Genomic DNA, 21124 nt, shown 5'->3' with positions numbered 1-21124 from the left:
ACTCTTATTGCTCCTAAAAGGCCCGTCATGGCCAAGCAGGCGGCTGTTTCGGCCGCGAAAGTCAGGATGCCTACTACATGAACTCTCCGGCTGGCGCTAGCCGACAATCCTGGTTCGCACGCAATCGCATGACGTTGCTGACCGTCGTGATTGTCGCAGCATATGCGCTTTTCATCGAATGGTTCTGGGGCTGGTCCTCGATCCTGGCGCAATGGGCTGCCGTCGGCGTGCTGCCGATCCTGATCGCGCTGGTTCTGCTGACCAGCACCTACTTCCTGCGCACCTGGCGCATCCTCGATTATTTTCCACGCGAAACCGCGGGCCAGTTCCGCACCCTGTTCCGCGTCACGCAGATCCACAATCTGTTGAATATCATGCTGCCGTTCCGGAGCGGCGAGACCAGCTTCCCTCTGCTGATGCGCACGGAGTTCGGCATTCCGCTCGCCCGCGGCACCTCCGCGCTGCTCGTCATGCGGCTTCTCGATCTTCATGCACTGCTTGCGGCAGCCGGAATCGGTTTTGCAAGCGAGGCCGGCAACGCCTTGATCGTATGGATCATTTGGGCCGCTTTCCTGTTTCTGCCGGTTGCCGCGTTTGCCGTTCGCAAGCCGCTGCTGCGTCTGGGCTTCAAGCTGGCGCCGAAGAAAGCTCAGGGCTTTCTAGCCGAGATCGAAAACGGTCTTCCGGTCAATGGCATCGCCTTTGCCCGTGCCTGGGCGATGACAGCCGTGAACTGGCTGGTGAAGGTGCTGGTTCTCGCCTGGGCTCTCAGCCTCATGGGCGTTCTGCCGCTGGCGGCAAGCTTCGGCGGCGCGCTGGGGGGGGAGTTGTCCTCTGTACTTCCGGTTCATGCACCAGGCGGGGTCGGCACCTATCCAGCCGGCATCACCGCCGGCGCTGTAGCCTTCGGTGCCTCCGGGGAAAAGGCAGCGCTTGCCGCTTTGGCGCAGGCGAGCGTCAATGCGCATCTGCTGATCATCGTCTCGGCTCTCACAGGCACAGCCATTTCACTGCCCTTCGGCCGCCGCCGCAAGCTCTGATATCCGCTGTCTGAGGAACAGCTTTTCCGGCTCCTGTTGGCAGAGCGACAGTGCGCGCCGGTAGGCGCCGATTGCCTCTTCCCTGCGGCCGAGTTGGCGCAGGAAATCGGCGCGGGCGGAATGTGCCAGGTGATAGGTTTCGAGTTCGCCCGCCTGCAGGATGCCGTCGATGATTTCGATCCCGCGCGCATAGCCTTCGGTCATGGCGATCGCCACAGCACGGTTGAGCTTGGCAACGGGTGAGGGCTGTGCCGCGATCAAGAGGTCGTAATAGGCGGCAATGCGCCGCCAGTTGGTTGCCTCGGGCGTTCCGGCCTTGGCATGTTCCGCGGCGATCGCCGCCTGCACGGTGTAAAGCCCGATCTCCCGATGCGCCATGGCGCGGCCGAGCAGATCGAGGCCCTCGGCGATCTCTTTCCGGTCCCAGAGGCCCCGGTCCTGATCTGCAAGCAGGACAAGGCCGCCATCCGCGCCGCGCCGCGCTGTCCGGCGGGAATTCTGCAGCAGCATCAGCGCCAGCAGTCCCTCGATATCGGGGTGCGGCAGAAGCGTTATCATCAGCCGGGCGAGCCTGATCGCCTCGCCGGTCAGATCGGCGCGGACGATCTCGCTGCCGGATGAGGCCGAATAGCCCTCGTTGAAAACCAGATAGATGACATGCAGGACGCGATCCAGCCGTTCGGGCAGTGCATCGCGCTCCGGCACCTCATAGGGGATCTTCGCTGCGCGAATCCTGTTCTTCGCCCTAACGATGCGCTGTGCCACCGTCGGCGCCGGAACCAGGAAGGCATGGGCGATCGCCTCCGTCGTCAATCCGCAGATTTCCCGCAGCGCCGTGGCCATCTGCGCGTCGGCGGGGATGGCGGGATGACAGCACGTGAAGATCAGCCTCAGCATGTCGTCGCCGATCGCGTCCATCTCGCCAGCCTCCATGGTTTCCGCCGCGCCGTAGAGGCTGTCTTCGATGTCCTTCGCCGACGCATCGAAACGGGCGCGGCGGCGGATGTGATCGATCGCCCGGAATCTACCTGTCGAGATCAGCCAGGTGGAGGGATTGCCGGGAACGCCGTCACGCGGCCAGCTGCGTGCCGCCTCCGCAAAGGCGTCGTGCAGCGCCTCCTCCGCCCGGTCGAAATCGCCAAGCAGGCGGATCAGCGTTGCCAGAACCCGGCGCGACTGCGTGCGGTAGATCTCCTCGATTGCGGTCTCCAAGTGCTACTCCGGTATCACAAGCGTCCGCACCGGCCGCAGTTCGACCGCGCCGAAGCGGGCGGAGGGAATGCGCGCGGCAATCCGCCGGGCAGCGTGGTCGTCGGCTGCCTCGATAATGTAGAGGCCGGCCAGATGCTCTTTGGTCTCGACATAGGGGCCGTCGGTCGCATGAAGCGTGCCGTCGCGCACGCGCAGCACTGTCGCCTTGTTAGGCATCTCCAGCGCATCGGCATGGATCATCACGCCCTTGCTGCGAAGCTCCTCGTCGAAACTGACATGCGCCTTGATCAATTCGTCCGTCTCGGCCTGTGTCAGCGTCCCGTCGCTATCGGCCGAATTGTAGATCAGGCAGACGTAGCGCATCGGATCACTCCCTGTCCTGGATGGAATAGGCGGGCCGGACCTCGATCGAGGCATAGTCGGCGATCGGGAAGGCCGAGGCGATCTCGGTGGCCTGCCTCATATCCTTCGCCTCGATCAGCACGAAGCCGCCGAGATGCTCCTTGATTTCTGCAAACGGCCCGTCGGTCGCAGACGAAGCGCCATCGCGGACCCGCACCGTAACCGCGGTTTCCGGATCGCGCAGTGCCAGCGCCGTGATCAGATGGCCGCTGTCGCGCCATCGGTTGTCGCTGAGGATGCACTTCTGCGTCAGCACATCCCATTCTTCCTGGGGCACGAGCTTGCTCTTCTCGGTATCGAACCAGATCTGGCAGAGAAATTTCATGGCGTCGCCTCCCGAAGGCCGCTCTTGAAATCATGGATCGGGCGGACTTCGATACTGCCATATCTGGCAAGCGGAATGCCAGCGGCAACCCGGATGGCGTCGTTCAGATCCTTCGCCTCGATGAGGATGAAGCCGCCGAGCTGTTCCTTGGTCTCGGCATAGGGGCCATCGGTTATCGACATCTCGCTGTTGCGGACCTTGACGGTGACCGCAGCGCCCGGTTGCTGCAGAGCTTCGGCATGGATCATGTGGCCGCTGGCTTCAAGGTCGCGGTCATAGGCCGCCGAATCTCGGTCGAGCGTCTGCTTTTCTTCATTCGTCATGCGCTCGAGCACCGACGGCTCGAACCACACCTGGCACAGATATCGCATCGCGGCTTTCCTCCTGGCTGCCTCATCAGCTCCTGGACGACGAGACTAAGCGCAAATCGACAGCGGGAGAAAAAATCTTTCTTCGAGGTGCAATGTCGAAACCTGCAGCGGCCAGCCGACAAGCTCCATCGACAACATCGAGGAGCAGAGACGATGGGAATTCTTGAGGTCGCGATCGCCAGCTGGGTGGCGAGACGTCAGCCGAAGATGACGGCAGACGAGTTCTACGAGCGAGAAGAGCCGCAGCTTCTGCCGCGGTTTGTAATCGCGGTGCTGCTGTTCATCGCCATCATCAGCGCGATGGACATGGTCCCGCGCGAGAAAACCGGCCCGCAGATGACTGCGGACCGGAGCATTGACGATTGAGCTTACTGGAATGCCGTCTCGAAGAAGCTGCGCAGCTTGCGCGAATGTAGCGTTTCGGGCGGCATGGCCGCCAGCTTCTGGATGGCCCGGATGCCGATCTGCAGATGCTGGTTGACCTGCGTGCGGTAGAAGGCCGTCGCCATGCCCGGCAGCTTCAGTTCGCCATGCAGCGGCTTGTCGGAGACGCAGAGCAGCGTGCCGTAGGGAACACGGAAGCGGAAGCCGTTGGCGGCGATCGTCGCCGATTCCATGTCGAGCGCAATAGCGCGGGCCTGCGAGAGCCGCTTCACCGGGCCTGCCTGATCGCGCAGTTCCCAGTTGCGGTTGTCGATCGTGCCGACGGTGCCGGTGCGCATGATACGCTTCAGCTCGAAGCCCTCGTAACCGGTGATTTCGGCAACGGCCGCTTCCAGCGCTACCTGCACTTCGGCGAGCGCCGGGATCGGCACCCAGACCGGCAGGTCGTCGTCGAGAACGTGATCCTCACGCATATAGGCGTGCGCCAGTACATAGTCGCCGAGACGCTGGCTGTTGCGCAGACCAGCGCAATGGCCGAGCATCAGCCAGGCATGCGGGCGAAGCACGGCCACGTGGTCGGTGATCGTCTTGGCGTTGGAAGGGCCGACGCCGATATTGATCATCGTGATGCCGCCATGCCCCTTCTTTTTCAGATGGTAGGCAGGCATCTGCGGCAGGCGGCCGGGCGTCGCATCGCCTTCCGGCGTGCTGGAACCCGCATGGGTGATAATGTTGCCGGGCTCGACGAAGGCGGTGTAGCCCTCTTCGCCGCCGCCATTGGCCATCACGCCACGCGCCCAGTTACAGAATTCGTCGATGTAGAACTGGTAGTTCGTGAACAGAACGAAATTCTGGAAGTGCTGCGCGCCGGTTGCCGTGTAGTGGGAAAGACGGGCCAGAGAGTAATCGATACGCTGCGCCGTGAATGGGGCGAGCGGGGAAGGTTCGCCGGGCGGCGGGATATATTCGCCGTTGGCGATCTCATCGTCTGTGGTGTTTAGATCCGGCGTGTCGAAGAGATCACGCATCGGAATGTCTATGAAGGCCGATGCTGAGGCCTCGACATGGGCGCCTTCGCCGAAGGCGAAATGCAGTGGGATCGGCGTCGAAGATTCGGAGACGATGACCGGAACATTGTGGCTCTTCATCAGAAGCGCCAGCTGTTCCTTGAGGTAATGCCGGAAGAGTTTGGGACGCGTCACCGTCGTCGTGTAGACGCCCGGCGATGTCACGTGGCCATAGGAGAGGCGGCTGTCGATATGGCCGAAGCTCGTCGTCTCGATGCTGACCTGCGGATAGAAGGCCCGGTGCCGCGCGGTGATCGGCGCGCCCTTGGCAAGGGTCGCGAAACTCTCGATCAGGAAGGCGGTGTTGCGCTCGTAAAGCTCGGTCAGCGCATCCACGGCCTTGGCCGGATCGTCGAAGCTTTGCGGTTCAAAGGCGGGCGGAGACGAGATGTCGAGGGGTGCTAGCGGAGAGATTCGTGTGCTCATGGCGCATTATAGAGCGCCGGTTTTAACAAGCAAGCGACGCCCGGAAGGCGAAAATGAGATTATTTGGGAGCGCCTGAACAGAACGGGCTGCTGATTTCGGCGCAGGTATAGTTCGCCCCGAAATGCGACTGGGCGCCACCGCCGCCACCGCGAACCACCGCTGCCGAAAACGCGACCGCGAAGACGGCTGCCGAGAGTGTGATGATGGTGAAGCGTCTTGCCAGAATGAGCACGTCCATGTTCCCTAACCCGTATGCGCCCTTGATCGTTGCCCTCCTTTTGACACGGTGCGGCTGAACGGGTGCTGAGATGCCGGTTCATTTAGCGTTCAGGAAAATGGGTGGGGTTTGGGGCGAGCTTCTGTCCGCGCACAAGGGTGGCCAAAGTGGCCTCAATTCTATGAGGTACAGGAAGAGCGAGATGTTGCGCTCGCGGCCCCCTCATCCGGCCCTTTGGGCCACCTTCTCCCCGCTGGGGAGAAGGGGTGCTAGCCGCAGCGTCTACTTCCCCTCTCCCCTGGGGGAGAGGGTAGGGTGAGGGGGCTCGAGGCGCGATGGAAGTCTTTGAGCAACGTCCCCTAAAGCCGCGTCCAGGTCTGCGATTTGCAGAGCACCTTCATCACGCAGCCCTTCATCCGCAGCGTATCGCCGGACACGCTGCCGGAGCCGCTATAGGTCTTGTCGTCCTTGGGGTCGGTGATCTCGCCGTCATAGGTGCTGCCGGTGCCCGCCAGCGTGCCGATCTTCTTGCCCGAGAATTTGCCGCTCTTCAGCGTTATGCAATAGCTGCCGCCGCAAGCGGCGATTTGTGCGGTATCGCCGGAAGCGGTCTTCCAGTTACCGACGATCGGCTCGTCCGCATGGGCAAGCCCTGCCGAAAGCGCCAGCGCGCTTGCGATAATAAATGCGCGGATCATCTTTTCCTCCCTGATGTCCAGACCGGCGCGAAAAATAACTGACGCGAACGTAAAGGTAAATATCGGAAAGCCGGGAAATGCCGGGTTTTCAAGGGGGCTGGAGCTGCAGATTTTCCGACTTGCCGTTTGGGCAGCTCGTTTCGTGGTGAACGAAGCGTTGATTTTGAAATCTGAATCTTTCGTAAAATTGTCTCGAAACTCCTTAATTTGCAGGCATCGCGATGTTTAACAAAAACCCAAGTTTACCAAGCATTTGGACTTTGTTTGTCTCAAATTAATCATGCATTTTAGGCGTTTTTTGAAATCCCCGCGGCATAGTGGAGCCATCAAACGAGCGGGGCAAACCCGCCGCCCGGAAGGGACCGAAAGCCGCGATAGACGGCACGGCCCGGACGGTAAAACAGGGCAAGTCGACAACAGGCTAAACAGGGATAAAACCGATGGCACGCTTTGAAATGCACAATGCTGAAATGGCCACCATGGGTGGCGACAAAAACGCCGACGTCTTCTGCGAAATGGGTCTGATGTATGCAACCGGCCGCGGCTGCGAAGTCGATCTGGTCGCCGCGCACAAGTGGCTGAACATCGCCGCCATCAAGGGCAGCGACCGCGCCGTCGACCTGCGCGCCGACGTCGCGGCTTCGATGAGCAAGATGCAGCTGGTCGAGGCGCTCCGCGCCGCTCGCGAGTGGATGACCATCCACTAAGCTGCAACGAAAAATCAGACAAGAATAACAACCTCGAAACGAGGGGAATGGCGGGCACCTTGACCGGGCCTGCGCCAGGAGAACGGAACCGCGACCGGCAGAAACAAGGCCGGCGCGGTTTTTCCGTTTTAGCCGAGCGTGCGCAGCACCTGCGGCAGTGATCGCTCGAAGAGGGCCATATCGGCTTCAGGCCCGACGCTAACACGGATGCAGCGGTTGAGCGGCGCGACACCCGGCATGCGGATGAACACGCCATGCTGCATCAGCCCATCGACGATGGCGCGCGCATAGGTGCCGTCACGCCCGGCATCGACAGTCACGAAATTGGTAGCCGAAGGCAGCGGCGAAAGCTGGTTTGCCCGCGCAATGTCGGAGATGCGCTCGCGTGCTGCGTGGATCTTGCCGACCACCTCGGCGAGGTAGGCCTGATCCTTCAGCGCGGCCAGCGCCGCCGCCGTTGCCAGCCGGTTCATGCCGAAGTGATTGCGGATCTTGTCGAAAGCCTGGGCGGTGCCCGGCGTCGAGATCACATAGCCGACACGGGCGCCGGCCAGGCCATAGGCCTTGGAGAAGGTGCGGGTGCGAACGATGTTCGGCAGGTCGATCAGGGATTCGACTGATGGCAGGGCACTCGCCGGTCCCGTCTCGCTATAGGCCTCGTCGAGAACCATCAGGCAGGTTTCGGGCAGCGCTCTGGCAAAGGCGACGATCTTGTCGGCATCCCACCAGCTGCCCATCGGATTATCGGGATTGGCGAAATAGACGAGCGGCGCATTCTCGCGCTTCACCGCGTCGAGCAGGCCGTCGAGATCTTCCCGTTCGTTGACATAGGGAACGGTAACGAGGCGCCCGCCAAAACCGGCAACATGGAAGTTGAAGGTCGGATAGCCGCCGAGCGAGGTGACGACGGGCATGCCGGGTTCGATCACCAGCCGGACGATCTGCCCGAGCAGCTCGTCGATGCCGCCGCCGATGGCGATATTGGCCGCGGTGACGCCGAGATGGGCGGCCAGCGCCTCGCGCAGCTCGAAATTCTCCGGGTCGTTGTATTTCCAGATATCGCCGCCTGCCGCGCGCATCGCCTCGAGCACTGAGGGGGCCGGGCCGAAGCCGTTTTCATTGGCGCCGATACGAGCCTCGACCTTGAGGCCGCGCTGGCGCTCGATGGCTTCGGGGCCGACGAAAGGAACGGTGGAGGGCAGGGAGCTGACCAGCGGCGTGAAGCGCGAAAAGGCGGACATGGAAATGCTGAATCCCGGATAAAATGAAAGCGGCGCCAACAATAGGCGCCGCTCTTTTCAAGGCAAGCAAGATTATTCCAGAAACCGGCCTATTGCATCGCCGTGATGCGGCCCGCGCGGCGAGCCTGGATCGCCTCGACATTGCCGGCCATGAAGTCGGCGCGCACCACGCGGCGCAGTACTTCCGGATCGAGCACATTGATGAAGCGAACGCCGATGCGTTCCTTGTTGCGGTACACCTCTGCGCAGCCGATGCGGTAGGCGAGCCCCAGAATGTTCAGATAATAATGTTTCGGAAGGCCGGCCGTCGACGCGACGAGGAATGTGGCACCGCCGCGCGAGATATCGAGGATCTCCGCACTGCGAAGCGACATGCCGGTGAGACACGGGCGCACCGCGATGATGCGCGCCGGCCGGCTGACCTGGAATTGCTCCCAGCGCTGGTCGTAGACCTCAGATTTCACCGTCGCGAGATGCGTTGCCCGGTCCATGGACATCGTGCAGTCCTCCGTCTGAGCCAAGGTCATCCTGGCGCGTTCTGGCAGAGCCTCACATGAATGTTTTGCGCATTCGTCAAAGAGATTTAGACAATTTTAGTGAATGTGAATTTTGTGCTTACGTGACACAGTCCTGTGCCGCAGCGGGAAGCCTATCCGCCAAAAGCCCGCGCAGCCGCATAGCCGCCCGCAGCCGTTGCCGCGGTGACGAATGTGCCCCAGGCCATGTCCACCAGGGTCATCGTCACAGGCCAGTTCTTCAGCGTCGACAGATTGGTAATGTCATAGGTGCCGTAGGCCGCCAGTCCCAGAATGGCAGCATAGACAAGCGCTGTGGTCAGCGAGGCCGCGCTGACCGCCGGAAGCACCGCGAGCACCACGACGGCGACTGCAAAGAACACATAGAACAACGCCGCGATGCCGAGTGCCGGCTGTGGCAGCATCAGGTCGCCCAGCTGATCGCGGTAGAAGGTGCGGGCAACGAGGCCGAGCCAAATCGCATCCAGCACCAGCAGCGTGGCGAAAGACCCGGCATAGGCAATCAGCGCTGTTTTCATCGGCGTCTCTCCCGTTTGATCATCTCTACGCTGAATTGAGAAATTGGATTGCCTGACTGAATCGTTTTCTCGGCGCGGGCTGCGAACTCTTTCAATTCCCAGGCGTTTTGCCTTGGTCGATGAAGTGCTCCGCGCTTCGGTAAACAATCAAGAGGATATGAAAAATGGCTGATATCAGAGTGCCTTGGGAGTCCTGGGTGGTGGTCTGCGACGGTGCGAAAGCGCTGTTCATGCAGAATGCCGGCGACGCCCAGATCATGAACCTGCAGGTTCAGGAAACCCTGACGCAGCCGAACGAGCCGACGCGTGAACTCGGCACCGACAAGCCGGGCCGGACCTCGGCGCCGGATGGCCAAAGCGCCAGCGCAATCGAGCAAACCGATTGGCAGGGCCGGGCGGAAGCCGAATTTCTGAAGCAGGTCGCTGCCAAGCTCGATGAGCTTGTGCATCAGAAGGATGCCCGCCGCATCGTCCTCGTCGCGCCGCCGAAGGCGCTCGGCACGCTCCGCCCGGTTCTCAGCGCCGGTGCGCAGGCGGCAATCTCTGCCGAAGTTGCAAAGGACTATACCAATCTGCCGGTTGACCAGATCGAGCGCCACCTCGCGGCGTAACGTCTGAAACGAAGCAGGATATCGCGGGCGGCTTCGGCCGCCCGTTTTCATGGGGGAAGATCAGAGGCCGGTTTCGAAGCTCAGCCGCAGTACGTGATGCAAGAACTCGGCGTTGATCAGCATGTTGAAACTGATCGTCACGAGCTCGCCCTCGCGCTTGACCACCGTCGAGCCGATCTCGTCGTGGATGCCGAGGATCTCGAGGAAGAAATTGCTCGGCATCTCCACCGAGGGGCTCACTTCCAGCACGGCGCCGCCGAGATTGATTGTGCGGATCAGGCAGCGGACCTGTGTGCCGGTGCTGAGATGATGGCCGACAAAGATGATCTTGCCGGGGCGGTCCAAGTGGAAGTCACGATAGGATTGCTCCTGATCGCCGTCATTGAGGTGCATCTGAAAGGCCATGTCAGCCTCCGCTTGTTGTCTGGTTGAAATGTAATATGGGAATGCTGATAAGTTGTGAAAAGCATTGGTAAATTTTGAGCCTTATGCGGGACTGGCGGCGAAAAGCGCTGTATTTCCGGCGTTTCTGGCGCCGCCGGGCAGGTCATTATGGGGCATTCTTGACAGTTCCGCCGCTCTGCCGCATACAGGCTGCGGTTCGAGGCACCGGCCGCTCGCGGATGAAAGTCCATGGTGAAGCCTCGCAAACATGAGTCACGGCCATTTGGTGCATGCTGACTGACGGCAAGGCGAGCTCCCATTCACAGTCGACAATGGCATGCCTTCCGAAAGGCTGAACCTGTGACGACGACCTATCCATCCATCGACGAGCTGAAGGCTCAGGCCAAGCGCCTGCGACAGGCCATGGAAACCCGCGGCAGCGCGCTATCCCACAGTGCCGCGCTCGAACTCATCGCCCAGCAATATGGCGCGCGTGACTGGAACACGCTGTCGGCGCTCGCCACCCGCCCGAATGCCGCGCCGATCTCGCTGCTCTCGGTCGGCGCGCAGGTGCGCGGCCGCTATCTGAACCAGCCCTTTACCGGCAAGGTGCTGGCGCTTGCCCAGACCAATGGCGGATTGCACAAGATCACCCTCCATTTCGACGAACCCGTCGATGTCGTGACCTTCGAGAGCTTCTCGGCGTTCCGCCAGCGCGTCAATGCGCAGGTGGACGGCAATGGCGTCTCGCCGCGCAAGACCTCGAATGGTCTGCCGCAGCTCGTTCTCGACATCTGATTGAGGATCCGAGTGATGAACACCGCATCCGCAACCAATCCGTTTCTCACCGCGCCGCTGCCAAAGGTCTTTGCCCGTACAGCCGCGCCGATCATCCTGATCACTACCATCAACGGCCTGTTCGCCGTGGTGGACGCTTATTTCCTCGGTGCCTGTGTCGGCGCCGGGGCGCTCTCAGCGGTAACGCTGATCTTTCCCGGCCTGATGATGGTCGTGGCGCTTCAGTCGCTGGTCTCCAATGGCATGGCGAGCATCCTGGCCCGCGAGCTCGGCGGCGGCAATCGCGATGCCGCCCGCCGCACCTTCGCCGCCGCCCACGCGCTGGCGATCGCCGTCGTCATCATCGTTAACCTGATCTACTGGACGATCGGCTGGCGGATCGTCGGCAATGCCGCGGCGGGCGATATGGCGGTCGCGGCCAACGCCCGTATCTTCATGGGCATCATGGTCGGCGCCGCACCCATCGCCTTCTTCCTGTCGCTCAATATCGACGCGCTGCGCAGCGAAGGCCGGATCGGCTTCATGACGCTTGTCATGCTGGCCGCCTCGGCGCTCAACATCGCTGCCAACTGGTTTTTCATGGCGGTGCTGCATTGGGGTGTGGCCGGTTCGGCGCTCGGTTCGGTGCTCGCCCAGGCGATCTGCCTGCTGGCTGTGATCATCTACCGCTGGCGGAATGTTGCAGCGCTGCGGCCCGCACCGCGGTTCTGGATCTCGGACTGGAAGCCGATCCTGGCGCTCGGCGCACCGATGAGCCTCGGCTTCATCGGCATCTCGCTCTGCTCGGCAGCTGTCATCTTCAACCTGTCGATCTGGGGTGAGGGGGATTATGTCGCGACCGTCGGCGCCTATGGCATCATCACCCGCGTCATGACCGTCGCCTACCTGCCGCTGCTCGGCCTCAACATCGCCTCGCAGACGATCGCCGGCAACAATTACGGCGCGGGCCTGCGGGATCGTGTCGGTCAAAGCCTGAAGATCGCGATGATTGCCGCGCTCGTCTATTGCACCGGCGTGGAGATCGTCGTCGAGCTCTCGGCAACCCGCCTCGGCCACATCTTCGTCGCCGACCCCGTTGTCATCGCCGAAGTCTCGCGCATCCTGCCCTGGACCGTCGGAGCCTATTTCCTGTTCGGCCAGATGATCGTGCTGTCGGGCTATTTCCAGGCGATCGGTGATGCCAGGCGGGCGGCGATCTTCGGCCTGTCGCGCGCCTATCTCTTCACCCTGCCGCTCACCTTCCTGATGCCGCATGCCTTCGGCGAGATGGGGATATGGATGGTGCCTGTGTTTGCCGAGGCCTGCATGTTCCTGCTGGCGTTTGCGGTGCTGGCACGGAATGCGCGGCGGTTGGGGTGGCGGTATGGGTTGTTGCCGGCGTGAATAGGGAGGTGCCCGCGAGGGCGGTCGGGGAGGTGCTGTAGCGCCAACCACGCACTCCCTCATCCCTGTGCCCTTAGGGCCTCGCCCACGGGATGTCACAGGGATCCAGCCAGCCCAAGTCCTTGGGCTGGAAAGACTCTTCTCGCCGCGCCGACGCGCGGCGGCCGGATTCCTGCGACAAGCACAGGAATGAGGGCGGTCCGTGAGGCTTTGCCGGTTTCTAGTCCTTGCTGGCCGCAGTTGCTGCGGTCGCTGCCGTATCGGCTTCCTTCAGCGCCTCGGCACATTCCTGGCAGCAGACTTCGACGGTCGTGCCGCCGAGCTTGACGCTGATCGCGTCATGGCCGAGTTCGCAGTCGCAGGCGGCGCATGTGGTTTTCTTCATCTTCTGATCCTCCGTTGGGTATCCCGTTCGGGACAGGATCATAAGACCACTGGAGGCACCGGCCTCGCTGTCGAATTCTTTAGCGACTTATCGCGGCCGAATGCGCGCCGCGCGCTGGAATTCCGCCGGGCTCTGGCCATAGGCCTGGCGGAACGAGGCAGTGAAGTGGCTGTGGCTCGAAAAGCCGAGCTCGAGGCCGAGCGCGGTCAGATCGTCGTACTTGCCGAGAAGATCGAGCGCCCGCGCAAGGCGCAGCCGCAGCTGATAGCGATAGAGCGGCGTCGCCTCGACCTGCTGGAAGACCTGGGTGAGATAGACGGGCGAAACGCCGACTTCGGCGCCGATCTCCGCAAGCGTCCAGCGCCTGGCGAGGTCGGAGGAGAGCACCAGCTTTGCCCGATCGACAAGCTTCTGACGGCCGATACTGGCGCCGGCTCCATGTGACGTGCGTTCGCCAAGCGAACGGCGAACGAGGGTAAGCGCAAGCGTCTCCGCTTCCAGCGTCTCGGCAGCGCCCTGACGCAGGCCATGGCGCAGAAGGGCGACGAGCGCCTGCGCCCGCGGGTCGATCCGCCGGCGCTGCCGGCGAAAGCCGAACAGATCGCCGGGCTGGACCTGGTCTCGGGGCGCCAGTTCGGCCAACAGCGCGTCATCGACGGAAAGGTCGATGCAGGCATCGCCTCCATCGACGGGATGGCTGATCTGGTAGCCTTGCCCGGCATTGAAGAACAGCATCTGGTTGGCTTCCGCCACCGTGTCGCTGCGCCCGACGTGGCGCATGAAGACGCCACGATAGGGATAGACGAGGCTGGTCTTGTGGGCGCATTCCTCGCCGCTCCTGTGACGGCATTCGCCATCGCAGACCACGTCACGGATGGTGACGGTGTCCGTCTTCAAAAGCAGCGCTGTCGAAAATTGCGGCATCATATCGTCCGGGGATTGCGGGCGCATCCTAGCATAGTTCAATCGCGGGAATAGACGTGCACGTCGCTTTCGGTCTGGTAGCGCGACAGCCCGATATCCTTCAGCTGCGCATCCGAAAGCTCCATCACGGCATTCAGGTTACGCCGCTCGCGAAGCTTGCGCGCGGTCCATCGATAGAAGGAGAGGAGGGCGGTGCCCAGCCGGGAACGAGCTGTCCGCAGCAGATAGCCGTTGCGGCCGGAAATGAGGGCGGTCGAGCCGTGCATGATGTTGCTCCATCGGGGTTGTTTCGATGGAGGCAGTGAACCACTTGCACGGCTCGCCCGCTGTCAGATTATTTAGCGATCGAACGGCACCTTATTTCAGCAGCCACTCATGCTCTGGCGCGTTGTAGAACTTCCATACCCGCTTCGGCCCGGCCATGACATTGAGATAGTAGAGATCGTAGCCATGCGTCGCGGCACAGGGGTGATAGCCCTTCGGCACTAGCGTCACGTCGCCATCCTCCAGCACCATCGCCTCGTCGAGCGAACGGTCGTCGGTATAGACGCGCTGGAAGCCGAAGCCCTGCGGCGGGTTGAGGCGGTGGTAATAGGTCTCTTCCAGGAAACTCTCGTTCGGCAGGTTGTCCTGGTCGTGCTTGTGCGGCGGGTAGGAGGAGGTGTGGCCACCCGGCGTGATCACCTCGACGACGAGCAGCGAATGCGCCGAGGCATCGTCCTCGGGCATAATGTTGTTGACGTGACGGACATTGGTGCCCTTGCCGCGAGTCAGCGGTGGATGCGTGCCCGGCGGGATCTCCTTCGCCTCGTAGGTGCCGCCGCCCGGTGCGGAGCAGACGGCAAGTTCCAGATCGGTCTCGGCGGTCACCGACCACGCCGATTCCATCGGGATATAGAGCGCATGCGGTGCGCCGTCGAACGGGCTCATGCGCTCGCCGAGCGTGCCGAAATCGCGGGTGCCGGCCGAGGCCTTGCCCTTGCCGCTGACCCAGACGAGGCAGATCTCGCGCTCACCCGTTTCGCCCGATGCGGTCTCGCCCGGTTTCAGCCGGTACATGTCGAAGCCGACATAGGTCCAGCCGGCGCTTTCAGGCGTCACATGGGTGACGCGGCCGCTGGTGCCTTCGGGTTTTACCTTGAGATTCGGCATGGTGTTTCTCCCGTTCCTTGTAAATTCCCCTCCCCAACCCCTCCCCACAAGGGGGAGGGGCTAGCTCGTTGCACTTTCCTAATTCTCACCGCCACCTCTTATCCGCGAGGATAGCTTTGGTGGCGAGGCGGTGCGACAAGTTAAGTCCCTCCCCCTTGTGGGGAGGGGTTGGGGAGGGGTTTTCTGTTCCTCAAGCCCCCTTCGGGAACCCTTCCGTCTCGACGGTATAACCCGCAGCCGTCATCACCCGCATCAGTTCGGCATAGCCGACCTCGGCCATCTTCTTCGGCGGCGCCTTGCGCGGGTCCTGTTCCGCTTCGACGACGAACCAGCCCTCATAGCCGTAATCGGCAAAGCGCTGGACGATCGCGGCGAAGTCCAGCGAGCCATCGCCCGGAACCGTGAAGGCGCCGAGCGCCACGGCATCGAGGAACGACTGCTTGCTGCGGTCGAGGCCATCGACGACAGGCTTGCGGATATCCTTGACGTGGACGTGGTTGATGCGGGCGTGGTGGTTGTCGATGGCGCGCAGCACGTCGCCGCCGGCAAAGGCAAGGTGACCGGCATCGAGCAGCAGCGGAATGCCGGCACCCGAATGCTTCATGAAGGCGTCGAGTTCCGGTTCGGTCTCGACCACGGCTGCCATGTGGTGGTGATAAGAGAGCGGCATGCCCTGATCGGCGCACCATTCGCCGAATTCGGTGACGCGGCGGCCATAGGCCTTCATCTCGTCATCGGAAAGGCGCGGCTTGGTGGCGAGCGGCTTGGAGCGGTCGCCCTGGATGGAACGGCCGACTTCGCCATAGACGATGCAGGGCGCGTTGACGGCCTTGAACAGCTCGATCATCGGCGCGATGCGGTCCTTGTTGGCCGCCAGCTCTTCATTCACGAGCGTGCCGGAGAACCAGCCGCCGCAGAGCGTCACGTCGGCGGCGCGCAGGATCGGCAGCATTTCACCGGGATTGTTCGGGAAGCGGCGGCCCTGTTCCATGCCGGTAAAGCCCGCGCCGCGCGACTGGCGCAGGCACTCTTCGAGCGATACGTCGTCGCTGAGTTCAGGAAGATCGTCGTTCCACCAGGCGATGGGCGACATGCCAAGTTTGGCCTTCATTGGTATTCTCCTCGTCATTCTTTAAATCAGTGAGTGCGGCCCCCTCATCCGGCTGCCGCCACCTTCTCCCCGAGGGGAGAAGGGACGATGCCGCGCCGTCTCGTTTCACCTTCTCCCCGTGGGGAGAAGGTGCCCGAAGGGCGGATGAGGGGGCTCCGGGCTCCAATGTTTCAAATCAGCCGACCCGCTGCGCCTCGCGTGCCTTCACATAGGCCGCATGCGCCTTGTTGACCTCTCCGCGCGGGCTCACCTCAGGCACGGCAACATCCCACCAGTGGCCACCGGCTTCCGTGGTGATCAGCGGATCGGTATCGATGACGAAGACCGAGGTGCGGTCGTTGCCCTTCGAATCGGCGATCGCCTTCTCCAGCTCGGCGATCGATGCGACCTTGACGGCAATCGCCCCCATCGCTTCGGCATGCGCGCGGAAATCGATCTCCGGCATGACCTCGTGATAGGAGTCCTTCAGCAGGTTGTTGAAGTTGGCGCCGCCGGTTGCCATCTGCAGCCGGTTGATGCAGCCGTAGCCGCGGTTATCCAGCAGCACGATATTGAGCTTCAGGCCCATCATCACCGATGTCGCCAGCTCCGAATTCAGCATCATGTAGGAACCGTCGCCGATCATCACGACGACGTCCTTCTCGGGATGCGCCATCTTGGCGCCGAGGCCACCGGCGATCTCGTAGCCCATGCAGGAGAAGCCGTATTCCATGTGGTAGCTGCCGGGTGCCGTCGCCGGCCAGAGCTTGTGCATTTCGCCGGGAAGACCGCCCGCCGCGCAAAGGCCGATCGCCTTTTCGAGCTCGAACGAACGCGTCACGGCGCCGATCACCTGCGCGTCGGAGGGGAGCGCCGCATTGGTGGACGCCATCGCCTTGCTGGCGGCCTGCATCCAGACATTCTTTTCCTTCGTTGCCTTCTCGGCAAGCGCTGCCGGCGCTTTCCAGCCGGAAAGACCCTTGGACAGCGCCTTCAGGCCCTCACGCGCATCGGCGACCAGCGGCTGGCCATCATGCTTGTAGGCGTCGTAGGCCGCGATATTGAGGCCGAGCATTTTCAGCCCGTCATTCTTGAAGAGCGCCCAGGAGCCGGTTGTGAAGTCCTGGCAGCGGGTGCCGACGGCGATGATGAGGTCGGTATCCTCGGCAATTGCATTGGCGGCCGAGGTTCCGGTGACGCCGACCGAACCGAGAGCCAGCGGATGCCGCTCGTCGATCGCCGACTTGCCGGCCTGCGTCAGCACGACGGGAACGCCATGCGCATCGGCAAAGGCGGCCAGTTCCTTGGTCGCCTGCGAATAGAGCACGCCGCCGCCGGCGATGATCACCGGCTTCTGCGATGCCTTGATCAGCGCGATGGCCGAGGCAAGCTCGTCGGCATCCGGCTGCGGACGTCTGACGGCCCAGACCTTTTCCTCGAACAGGCTCTCCGGATAGTCGAAGGCTTCGGCCTGCACATCCTGGCAGAGCGAGAGCGTCACCGGGCCGCAATCCAGCGGGTCGGTCAGCACCTGCATGGCGCGCTTCAGCGCCGAGATGATCTGCTCGGGGCGGGTGATGCGATCGAAATAGCGCGAAACCGGGCGGAAGGCGTCGTTGGCCGAGACCGTGCCGTCACCCCAGTCTTCGATCTGCTGCAGCACCGGATCCGGGGCGCGATTGGCAAAGACGTCGCCGGGCAGGAAGAGAACCGGGACGCGGTTGACATGCGCTACACCGGCGGCCGTCACCATATTGAGTGCGCCGGGGCCGATCGAGGTCGTGCAGGCCATGAAGCGCTGGCGGAAGCTCGCCTTGGCATAGGCGATCGCCGCATGCGCCATGCCCTGCTCGTTGTGGGCGCGGTAGGTCGGCAGTTCGCTGCGCACCTGATAGAGCGCTTCGCCCATGCCGGCGACGTTGCCATGGCCGAAGATCGCCCAGACACCGCCGAAGATCGGCACCTTCTTGCCGTCGACGACGGTCATCTGCTTCTTCAGGAAATGCGCAACAGCCTGCGCCATCGTCAAACGGATTGTCTTACCCATCGGGTCCTCCCGAACCTTCGCTCTGTATCTTCCCCTCCCCAACCCCTCCCCACAAGGGGGAGGGGCTAACCCGTGGGGCTCTCCGCGCTTAACTGCAACGTTGCATTCGCGGCACGTTGAGTTACGAAGCGAGGCAGTGCCTCAAGTTAAGTCTCTCCCCCTTGTGGGGAGGGGTTGGGGAGGGGTTTAATTCCTCAATTCAGCCCGCGCGTCTTCAGCCAGGCCTCGGTCAGCTGGCGGAAACGGCCCGCCATGTCGGATATCGCATCCTCGTCATTCATCTTGCCGGACAACCACGGACGGGCGGCATCGGCAAAGATCGTCCGTCCGACGGCAAAGCCCTTGACCGACGGGGCGGCCAGTGTTGCCTCGAAGCCCTTGAGCAATTCGTCGGCGGGCGCTTCCAGCCCGAGCAGCACGATACCACGGCACCATGGATCATTTTTGGCGATCACCGCATCGATCTTCTTCCAGGCGGCGCTCGATGCCTGCGGCTCGAGCTTCCACCAGTCCGGCTTGATGCCGAGCGCATAGAGCTCTTCCATCGCCGCCGACACGGTGTCGTCGGTCAGCGGTGCATTCTTGCTGGCGATGATCTCGACCAGCAGCTCGCGGCCGACCTTGCGGGCGGCTTCGAACAGTGTGCGCAGCTTTTCCTGCTGCTCGAGCTTCAGCTCGGCCGGATCGTCGGGGTGATAGAAGCACAGGCACTTGATGCAATGGTTCAGCGGCCATTCGACGAGCTGCGAGCCGATATCCTGGCTGAACTCGAAGCGCAGCGGCTTCGAACCCGGCAGCTCGACCGGGCGGCCGATCCAGGAGAAATTCTTGGTCGCGGCATCGAAGAAGGCATCGCGGCCGAAGCGCTCGTCGATCAGCATGCCGTAGCCGCTGCGATTGTTGGCAACCCGGGCGGCGGCTTCGACAGCCAGCCGCTTGAAGGCGACGATTTTCTTGTGATCGACGCCGAGTTCGTCGCAGACGCTGGTGAGCTGCGAGCGATGGTCGATCGCCAGCGCCATCAATAGCGGAATTTCACCCTTGCGGGTCGATGCCCAGTGAATGTGGTTGATCGCCTCGTCCTTGCGCAGCGCCCGGTGTTCGCTGCCCTTCGTCAGGAAGAAGTCGAGCTCGGCCCAGGTCGGATACTCAGGCGAGCAGAGCAGGCGGGAGACCGCGAAGGCGCCGCAGGCATTGGCCCAGGTGGCGCAGGTCTTCAGCGGCTCATTTTTCAGCCAGCCGCGCAGGAAGCCAGACATGAAGGCGTCGCCGGCGCCGAGCACGTTGAACACCTCGATCGGGAAACCTTCGCCGACAATGCCGTCTTCCAGATTGTCGCTGATCGGGCCGTCATAGACGATACAGCCCATGGCGCCGCGCTTGAGCACGATCGTCGCCGGTGAAAGGCGGCGGATTTCCTTGAGCGCGCCGAGCACGTCATCGGCGCCCGAAGCGATCAGGATTTCCTCTTCCGTACCGATGATCAGATCGCAATCCGGCAGCGTCTCCTTCATCTTCGAGGAAACGCGGTCTGACTTCACATAGCGCTCGAAGCCCTCGGCATGGCCGGCAAGGCCCCAGAGATTGGGGCGGTAATCGATGTCGAAGATCACCTTGCGGCCGTTCGCCTTGGCAATCCGGATCGCCTTGCGCTGTGCTGCCTCGGTGTTGGGGCGGGAAAAATGCGTGCCGGAAACCAGAACCGCGCGCGACGACTTGATGAAGTCCTCATCGACATCGCTTTCTTCCAGCGCCATGTCGGCGCAGTCGGAACGGTAGAAGATCATCGGCGAAACGCCTTCGGCCTCGACGGCGAGCAGCACGAGCGCCGTCAGCCGCTCCTTGTCGGTCTTGATGCCTTTGGTCTCCACGCCTTCGCGCGCCGACTGCTCGATGATGAAGCGGCCCATCTGCTCGTTGCCGACGCGGGTTATCAGCGCCGACTTCAGCCCGAGCCGCGCCGTGCCGATGGCGATATTCGCCGGGCAACCGCCGACGGATTTCGCAAAAGAGCCGATATCTTCAAGCCGCGTGCCGATCTGCTGGCCGTAAAGGTCAACGGAGGAACGGCCGATGGTGATCACATCGAGAGATGCCTCGGGCTGCGAACCCGGATTCGATTCTACCATATTGTCCTCCCGCTCATTTTTATGCGGTCTGAAATGTCCGCGAATTGGCAATAATGAAACAACGGTTCCGTCTTGTTGTCAATTCGGAATATTTATTCCATTTTGCTTTTCGATCGCTTTTGCCCCTGCGTCTTGCGTCGGCGCTCGGCGATCGCCACCGGCAATGCCATGGTCAGCGCCATCGACGCCGACAGCGACCGGAACCCGGCAAAATCCGCCTCCGCCACCTCGAACCAGCAGGTTGCGCGGGACGCGAGCGGTGAAAAGGCCGAATCGGTGATGGCAACGACAGGCACGCCACGATCGGCAAGCGCTTCGGCCTGCGACAGGCTGTCGGCCGCATAGGGCGAGAAGCTCGCCGCGATCGCTGCATCTCTCGGCGTTGCAAACTGCACCATCTCAGGATCGACGCCATTCGGCGACGCAACGATCTGGTGGCGGATGCCGAGTTTCGAGAAGGCGTAGGTCATATGCGCCGTCAGCGGATAGGAGCGGCGTTTGGCGATCAGATAGATCGTCTCTGCGGCTGCCAGGATATCTACCGCCTTGGTGAAGGTCTCGCTCTGCACTGTCGAAGCCATGCGGTTGATCGACTGGCTGGCCGCACCGATGAAGCCCGAAAGCAGATTGGCGTCCTCATCGTCGCCGCCGGATTGCTCCAGAGTTACCAGACGCTCTTCATAGCTCAGCGTCCGGTCGCGCAGCCGCTCGCGGAAAATGCTCTGCAGATCCGAAAAGCCCTCATAGCCGAGATGATGCGCAAGCCGCACTAGCGTCGATGGCTGAACCTCGGAGGCCGCGGCGATGCTAGCCGTCGTGCCGAAGGCGATTTCATCGGGATTGCTGAGCGCGAAGGCGGCGACCTGCGCCAGACGCTTCGGCATGCTCACCTTCCGCTCGATGATCGTGCTGCGCAGACTCTCGAAATCGCGGGGTACGCGCGTCTGCGCCTTGGCGTCGTTATCCATGCAGGCAATCCAAGAAATGAAACATATATTCCATATTTCGCACCATAGATGATTTCTCCCGGCGTTTCTAATTGTTTTTAATTTGCTGAATTTTCAGTATTTTAGACA

General features: G+C 62.2%; 25 protein-coding genes. 6 read left to right on the top strand and 19 right to left on the bottom strand.

What is annotated here, in order from left to right; translation table 11 throughout:
* Positions 1-77: 77 nt before the first annotated feature.
* A complete protein-coding gene (locus tag AC1DJO_RS16835) occupies positions 78-1040 on the top strand; it encodes a lysylphosphatidylglycerol synthase domain-containing protein (RefSeq protein WP_477971873.1) in 963 nt (320 codons plus the stop codon).
* Here the strand turns inward: AC1DJO_RS16835 and AC1DJO_RS16830 are convergent.
* From AC1DJO_RS16830 to AC1DJO_RS16815, 4 genes are read right to left on the bottom strand one after another with little or no spacing between them, the layout of a single operon-like run.
* The gene (locus AC1DJO_RS16830; RefSeq protein WP_477971872.1) at positions 1008-2252 is read right to left on the bottom strand and encodes an RNA polymerase sigma factor; all 1245 of its coding nucleotides are present in this window, start codon (positions 2250-2252) and stop codon (positions 1008-1010) included. The two genes, AC1DJO_RS16835 and AC1DJO_RS16830, sit on opposite strands and share 33 nt — an antisense overlap.
* Positions 2253-2255: 3 nt before the next feature.
* Positions 2256-2615, bottom strand: a complete 360-nt coding sequence (locus tag AC1DJO_RS16825) for a YciI family protein (RefSeq protein WP_477971870.1) — start codon at positions 2613-2615, stop codon at positions 2256-2258.
* Positions 2616-2619: 4 nt separating this feature from the next.
* Positions 2620-2979, bottom strand: a complete 360-nt coding sequence (locus AC1DJO_RS16820) for a YciI family protein (RefSeq protein WP_477971868.1) — start codon at positions 2977-2979, stop codon at positions 2620-2622.
* Positions 2976-3350, bottom strand: a complete 375-nt coding sequence (locus AC1DJO_RS16815) for a YciI family protein (RefSeq protein ID WP_477971866.1) — start codon at positions 3348-3350, stop codon at positions 2976-2978. The genes AC1DJO_RS16820 and AC1DJO_RS16815 overlap by 4 nt, the downstream gene beginning before the upstream one ends.
* Positions 3351-3503: 153 nt before the next feature.
* Between AC1DJO_RS16815 and AC1DJO_RS16810 the strand changes: the two genes are divergently transcribed.
* On the top strand, positions 3504-3716 hold the full coding sequence (locus tag AC1DJO_RS16810) for a hypothetical protein (protein WP_477971865.1): 213 nt from the start codon (positions 3504-3506) through the stop codon (positions 3714-3716).
* Positions 3717-3718: 2 nt separating this feature from the next.
* Here the strand turns inward: AC1DJO_RS16810 and AC1DJO_RS16805 are convergent, their stop codons facing one another.
* From AC1DJO_RS16805 to AC1DJO_RS16795, 3 genes are all read right to left on the bottom strand, one after another.
* Entirely contained in the window at positions 3719-5227 is a 1509-nt protein-coding gene (locus AC1DJO_RS16805; RefSeq protein WP_477971863.1) for an AMP nucleosidase, read from the bottom strand.
* 59 nt (positions 5228-5286) lie between these two features.
* Complete coding sequence (locus AC1DJO_RS16800; protein ID WP_112390767.1) at positions 5287-5466, bottom strand: hypothetical protein; 180 nt, start codon at positions 5464-5466, stop codon at positions 5287-5289.
* 338 nt (positions 5467-5804) lie between these two features.
* Entirely contained in the window at positions 5805-6143 is a 339-nt protein-coding gene (locus AC1DJO_RS16795; RefSeq protein ID WP_112390768.1) for a DUF2147 domain-containing protein, read from the bottom strand.
* A 440-nt stretch (positions 6144-6583) separates the two neighbouring features.
* Between AC1DJO_RS16795 and AC1DJO_RS16790 the strand changes: the two genes are divergently transcribed.
* Positions 6584-6850, top strand: a complete 267-nt coding sequence (locus tag AC1DJO_RS16790; RefSeq protein ID WP_112537574.1) for an SEL1-like repeat protein — start codon at positions 6584-6586, stop codon at positions 6848-6850.
* Between the two features lie 128 nt (positions 6851-6978).
* Here the strand turns inward: AC1DJO_RS16790 and AC1DJO_RS16785 are convergent, their stop codons facing one another.
* The 3 genes from AC1DJO_RS16785 to AC1DJO_RS16775 all read right to left on the bottom strand — a co-directional run bounded on the left by AC1DJO_RS16785 (position 6979) and on the right by AC1DJO_RS16775 (position 9145).
* A complete protein-coding gene (locus AC1DJO_RS16785) occupies positions 6979-8091 on the bottom strand; it encodes a pyridoxal phosphate-dependent aminotransferase (protein ID WP_477971861.1) in 1113 nt (370 codons plus the stop codon).
* 89 nt (positions 8092-8180) lie between these two features.
* Positions 8181-8588: a PilZ domain-containing protein gene (locus AC1DJO_RS16780; protein ID WP_112390770.1), complete on the bottom strand. Its 408-nt coding sequence runs from the start codon at positions 8586-8588 to the stop codon at positions 8181-8183.
* 152 nt (positions 8589-8740) lie between these two features.
* Positions 8741-9145 carry a DUF2177 family protein gene (locus tag AC1DJO_RS16775; RefSeq protein WP_477971859.1) on the bottom strand — a complete coding sequence of 135 codons (405 nt, stop codon included), beginning with the start codon at positions 9143-9145 and terminating at the stop codon, positions 8741-8743.
* A 164-nt stretch (positions 9146-9309) separates the two neighbouring features.
* On the opposite strand from AC1DJO_RS16775, the gene AC1DJO_RS16770 reads away from it, so the two are divergent.
* On the top strand, positions 9310-9756 hold the full coding sequence (locus AC1DJO_RS16770; RefSeq protein ID WP_112537572.1) for a baeRF12 domain-containing protein: 447 nt from the start codon (positions 9310-9312) through the stop codon (positions 9754-9756).
* Positions 9757-9816: 60 nt separating this feature from the next.
* Here AC1DJO_RS16770 and AC1DJO_RS16765 read toward each other — a convergent pair whose 3' ends face one another.
* Positions 9817-10161, bottom strand: coding sequence for a hypothetical protein (locus AC1DJO_RS16765; RefSeq protein ID WP_112390773.1), 345 nt, complete (start codon positions 10159-10161; stop codon positions 9817-9819).
* A gap of 339 nt (positions 10162-10500) precedes the next feature.
* Between AC1DJO_RS16765 and AC1DJO_RS16760 the strand changes: the two genes are divergently transcribed.
* Together AC1DJO_RS16760 and AC1DJO_RS16755 are read left to right on the top strand one after the other, a co-directional pair.
* Positions 10501-10938 (top strand): glyoxalase superfamily protein, encoded by a 438-nt coding sequence (locus tag AC1DJO_RS16760; protein WP_477971857.1) that lies wholly within the window; start codon positions 10501-10503, stop codon positions 10936-10938.
* Between the two features lie 15 nt (positions 10939-10953).
* Positions 10954-12321: an MATE family efflux transporter gene (locus AC1DJO_RS16755; protein ID WP_477971855.1), complete on the top strand. Its 1368-nt coding sequence runs from the start codon at positions 10954-10956 to the stop codon at positions 12319-12321.
* A gap of 220 nt (positions 12322-12541) precedes the next feature.
* On the opposite strand, the gene AC1DJO_RS16750 is transcribed toward AC1DJO_RS16755, so the two are convergent.
* The 8 genes from AC1DJO_RS16750 to AC1DJO_RS16715 all read right to left on the bottom strand — a co-directional run bounded on the left by AC1DJO_RS16750 (position 12542) and on the right by AC1DJO_RS16715 (position 21016).
* Positions 12542-12706, bottom strand: coding sequence for a hypothetical protein (locus AC1DJO_RS16750; protein WP_477971853.1), 165 nt, complete (start codon positions 12704-12706; stop codon positions 12542-12544).
* Positions 12707-12793: 87 nt separating this feature from the next.
* Positions 12794-13630 carry a helix-turn-helix domain-containing protein gene (locus AC1DJO_RS16745; RefSeq protein ID WP_112517346.1) on the bottom strand — a complete coding sequence of 279 codons (837 nt, stop codon included), beginning with the start codon at positions 13628-13630 and terminating at the stop codon, positions 12794-12796.
* 38 nt (positions 13631-13668) lie between these two features.
* Positions 13669-13896 (bottom strand): YjiS-like domain-containing protein, encoded by a 228-nt coding sequence (locus tag AC1DJO_RS16740; RefSeq protein WP_477971851.1) that lies wholly within the window; start codon positions 13894-13896, stop codon positions 13669-13671.
* Positions 13897-13987: 91 nt separating this feature from the next.
* A complete protein-coding gene (gene iolB / locus AC1DJO_RS16735; protein WP_477971849.1) occupies positions 13988-14782 on the bottom strand; it encodes a 5-deoxy-glucuronate isomerase in 795 nt (264 codons plus the stop codon).
* 190 nt (positions 14783-14972) lie between these two features.
* Positions 14973-15893, bottom strand: coding sequence for a myo-inosose-2 dehydratase (gene iolE, locus AC1DJO_RS16730; protein WP_477971847.1), 921 nt, complete (start codon positions 15891-15893; stop codon positions 14973-14975).
* A gap of 175 nt (positions 15894-16068) precedes the next feature.
* Positions 16069-17919, bottom strand: coding sequence for a 3D-(3,5/4)-trihydroxycyclohexane-1,2-dione acylhydrolase (decyclizing) (gene iolD, locus AC1DJO_RS16725; RefSeq protein ID WP_477971845.1), 1851 nt, complete (start codon positions 17917-17919; stop codon positions 16069-16071).
* A 194-nt stretch (positions 17920-18113) separates the two neighbouring features.
* Complete coding sequence (locus AC1DJO_RS16720) at positions 18114-20048, bottom strand: bifunctional 5-dehydro-2-deoxygluconokinase/5-dehydro-2-deoxyphosphogluconate aldolase (protein ID WP_477971843.1); 1935 nt, start codon at positions 20046-20048, stop codon at positions 18114-18116.
* A 92-nt stretch (positions 20049-20140) separates the two neighbouring features.
* Positions 20141-21016 carry a MurR/RpiR family transcriptional regulator gene (locus AC1DJO_RS16715; protein WP_477971841.1) on the bottom strand — a complete coding sequence of 292 codons (876 nt, stop codon included), beginning with the start codon at positions 21014-21016 and terminating at the stop codon, positions 20141-20143.
* Positions 21017-21124: the final 108 nt, after the last annotated feature.

The organism is Rhizobium sp. 05N430 (assembly GCF_056396985.1).
Note: the sequence above shows the minus strand (reverse complement) of the source record. Positions and strands in the feature narration are given on the sequence as shown.

What these genes read in the sequence shown, in the direction of transcription:
- iolB (WP_477971849.1), bottom strand. Translation starts at nt 14,782, where the DNA reads ATGCCGAATCTCAAGGTAAAACCCGAAGGCACCAGCGGCCGCGTCACC.
- iolE (WP_477971847.1), bottom strand. Translation starts at nt 15,893, where the DNA reads ATGAAGGCCAAACTTGGCATGTCGCCCATCGCCTGGTGGAACGACGAT.
- AC1DJO_RS16755 (WP_477971855.1), top strand. Translation starts at nt 10,954, where the DNA reads ATGAACACCGCATCCGCAACCAATCCGTTTCTCACCGCGCCGCTGCCA.
- AC1DJO_RS16715 (WP_477971841.1), bottom strand. Translation starts at nt 21,016, where the DNA reads ATGGATAACGACGCCAAGGCGCAGACGCGCGTACCCCGCGATTTCGAG.
- AC1DJO_RS16770 (WP_112537572.1), top strand. Translation starts at nt 9,310, where the DNA reads ATGGCTGATATCAGAGTGCCTTGGGAGTCCTGGGTGGTGGTCTGCGAC.
- AC1DJO_RS16800 (WP_112390767.1), bottom strand. Translation starts at nt 5,466, where the DNA reads ATGGACGTGCTCATTCTGGCAAGACGCTTCACCATCATCACACTCTCG.
- AC1DJO_RS16720 (WP_477971843.1), bottom strand. Translation starts at nt 20,048, where the DNA reads ATGGTAGAATCGAATCCGGGTTCGCAGCCCGAGGCATCTCTCGATGTG.
- AC1DJO_RS16775 (WP_477971859.1), bottom strand. Translation starts at nt 9,145, where the DNA reads ATGAAAACAGCGCTGATTGCCTATGCCGGGTCTTTCGCCACGCTGCTG.
- AC1DJO_RS16805 (WP_477971863.1), bottom strand. Translation starts at nt 5,227, where the DNA reads ATGAGCACACGAATCTCTCCGCTAGCACCCCTCGACATCTCGTCTCCG.
- AC1DJO_RS16750 (WP_477971853.1), bottom strand. Translation starts at nt 12,706, where the DNA reads ATGAAGAAAACCACATGCGCCGCCTGCGACTGCGAACTCGGCCATGAC.
- AC1DJO_RS16785 (WP_477971861.1), bottom strand. Translation starts at nt 8,091, where the DNA reads ATGTCCGCCTTTTCGCGCTTCACGCCGCTGGTCAGCTCCCTGCCCTCC.
- AC1DJO_RS16765 (WP_112390773.1), bottom strand. Translation starts at nt 10,161, where the DNA reads ATGGCCTTTCAGATGCACCTCAATGACGGCGATCAGGAGCAATCCTAT.
- AC1DJO_RS16790 (WP_112537574.1), top strand. Translation starts at nt 6,584, where the DNA reads ATGGCACGCTTTGAAATGCACAATGCTGAAATGGCCACCATGGGTGGC.
- AC1DJO_RS16795 (WP_112390768.1), bottom strand. Translation starts at nt 6,143, where the DNA reads ATGATCCGCGCATTTATTATCGCAAGCGCGCTGGCGCTTTCGGCAGGG.
- AC1DJO_RS16820 (WP_477971868.1), bottom strand. Translation starts at nt 2,979, where the DNA reads ATGAAATTTCTCTGCCAGATCTGGTTCGATACCGAGAAGAGCAAGCTC.
- AC1DJO_RS16835 (WP_477971873.1), top strand. Translation starts at nt 78, where the DNA reads ATGAACTCTCCGGCTGGCGCTAGCCGACAATCCTGGTTCGCACGCAAT.
- AC1DJO_RS16810 (WP_477971865.1), top strand. Translation starts at nt 3,504, where the DNA reads ATGGGAATTCTTGAGGTCGCGATCGCCAGCTGGGTGGCGAGACGTCAG.
- iolD (WP_477971845.1), bottom strand. Translation starts at nt 17,919, where the DNA reads ATGGGTAAGACAATCCGTTTGACGATGGCGCAGGCTGTTGCGCATTTC.
- AC1DJO_RS16825 (WP_477971870.1), bottom strand. Translation starts at nt 2,615, where the DNA reads ATGCGCTACGTCTGCCTGATCTACAATTCGGCCGATAGCGACGGGACG.
- AC1DJO_RS16815 (WP_477971866.1), bottom strand. Translation starts at nt 3,350, where the DNA reads ATGCGATATCTGTGCCAGGTGTGGTTCGAGCCGTCGGTGCTCGAGCGC.
- AC1DJO_RS16740 (WP_477971851.1), bottom strand. Translation starts at nt 13,896, where the DNA reads ATGCACGGCTCGACCGCCCTCATTTCCGGCCGCAACGGCTATCTGCTG.
- AC1DJO_RS16745 (WP_112517346.1), bottom strand. Translation starts at nt 13,630, where the DNA reads ATGCCGCAATTTTCGACAGCGCTGCTTTTGAAGACGGACACCGTCACC.
- AC1DJO_RS16780 (WP_112390770.1), bottom strand. Translation starts at nt 8,588, where the DNA reads ATGTCCATGGACCGGGCAACGCATCTCGCGACGGTGAAATCTGAGGTC.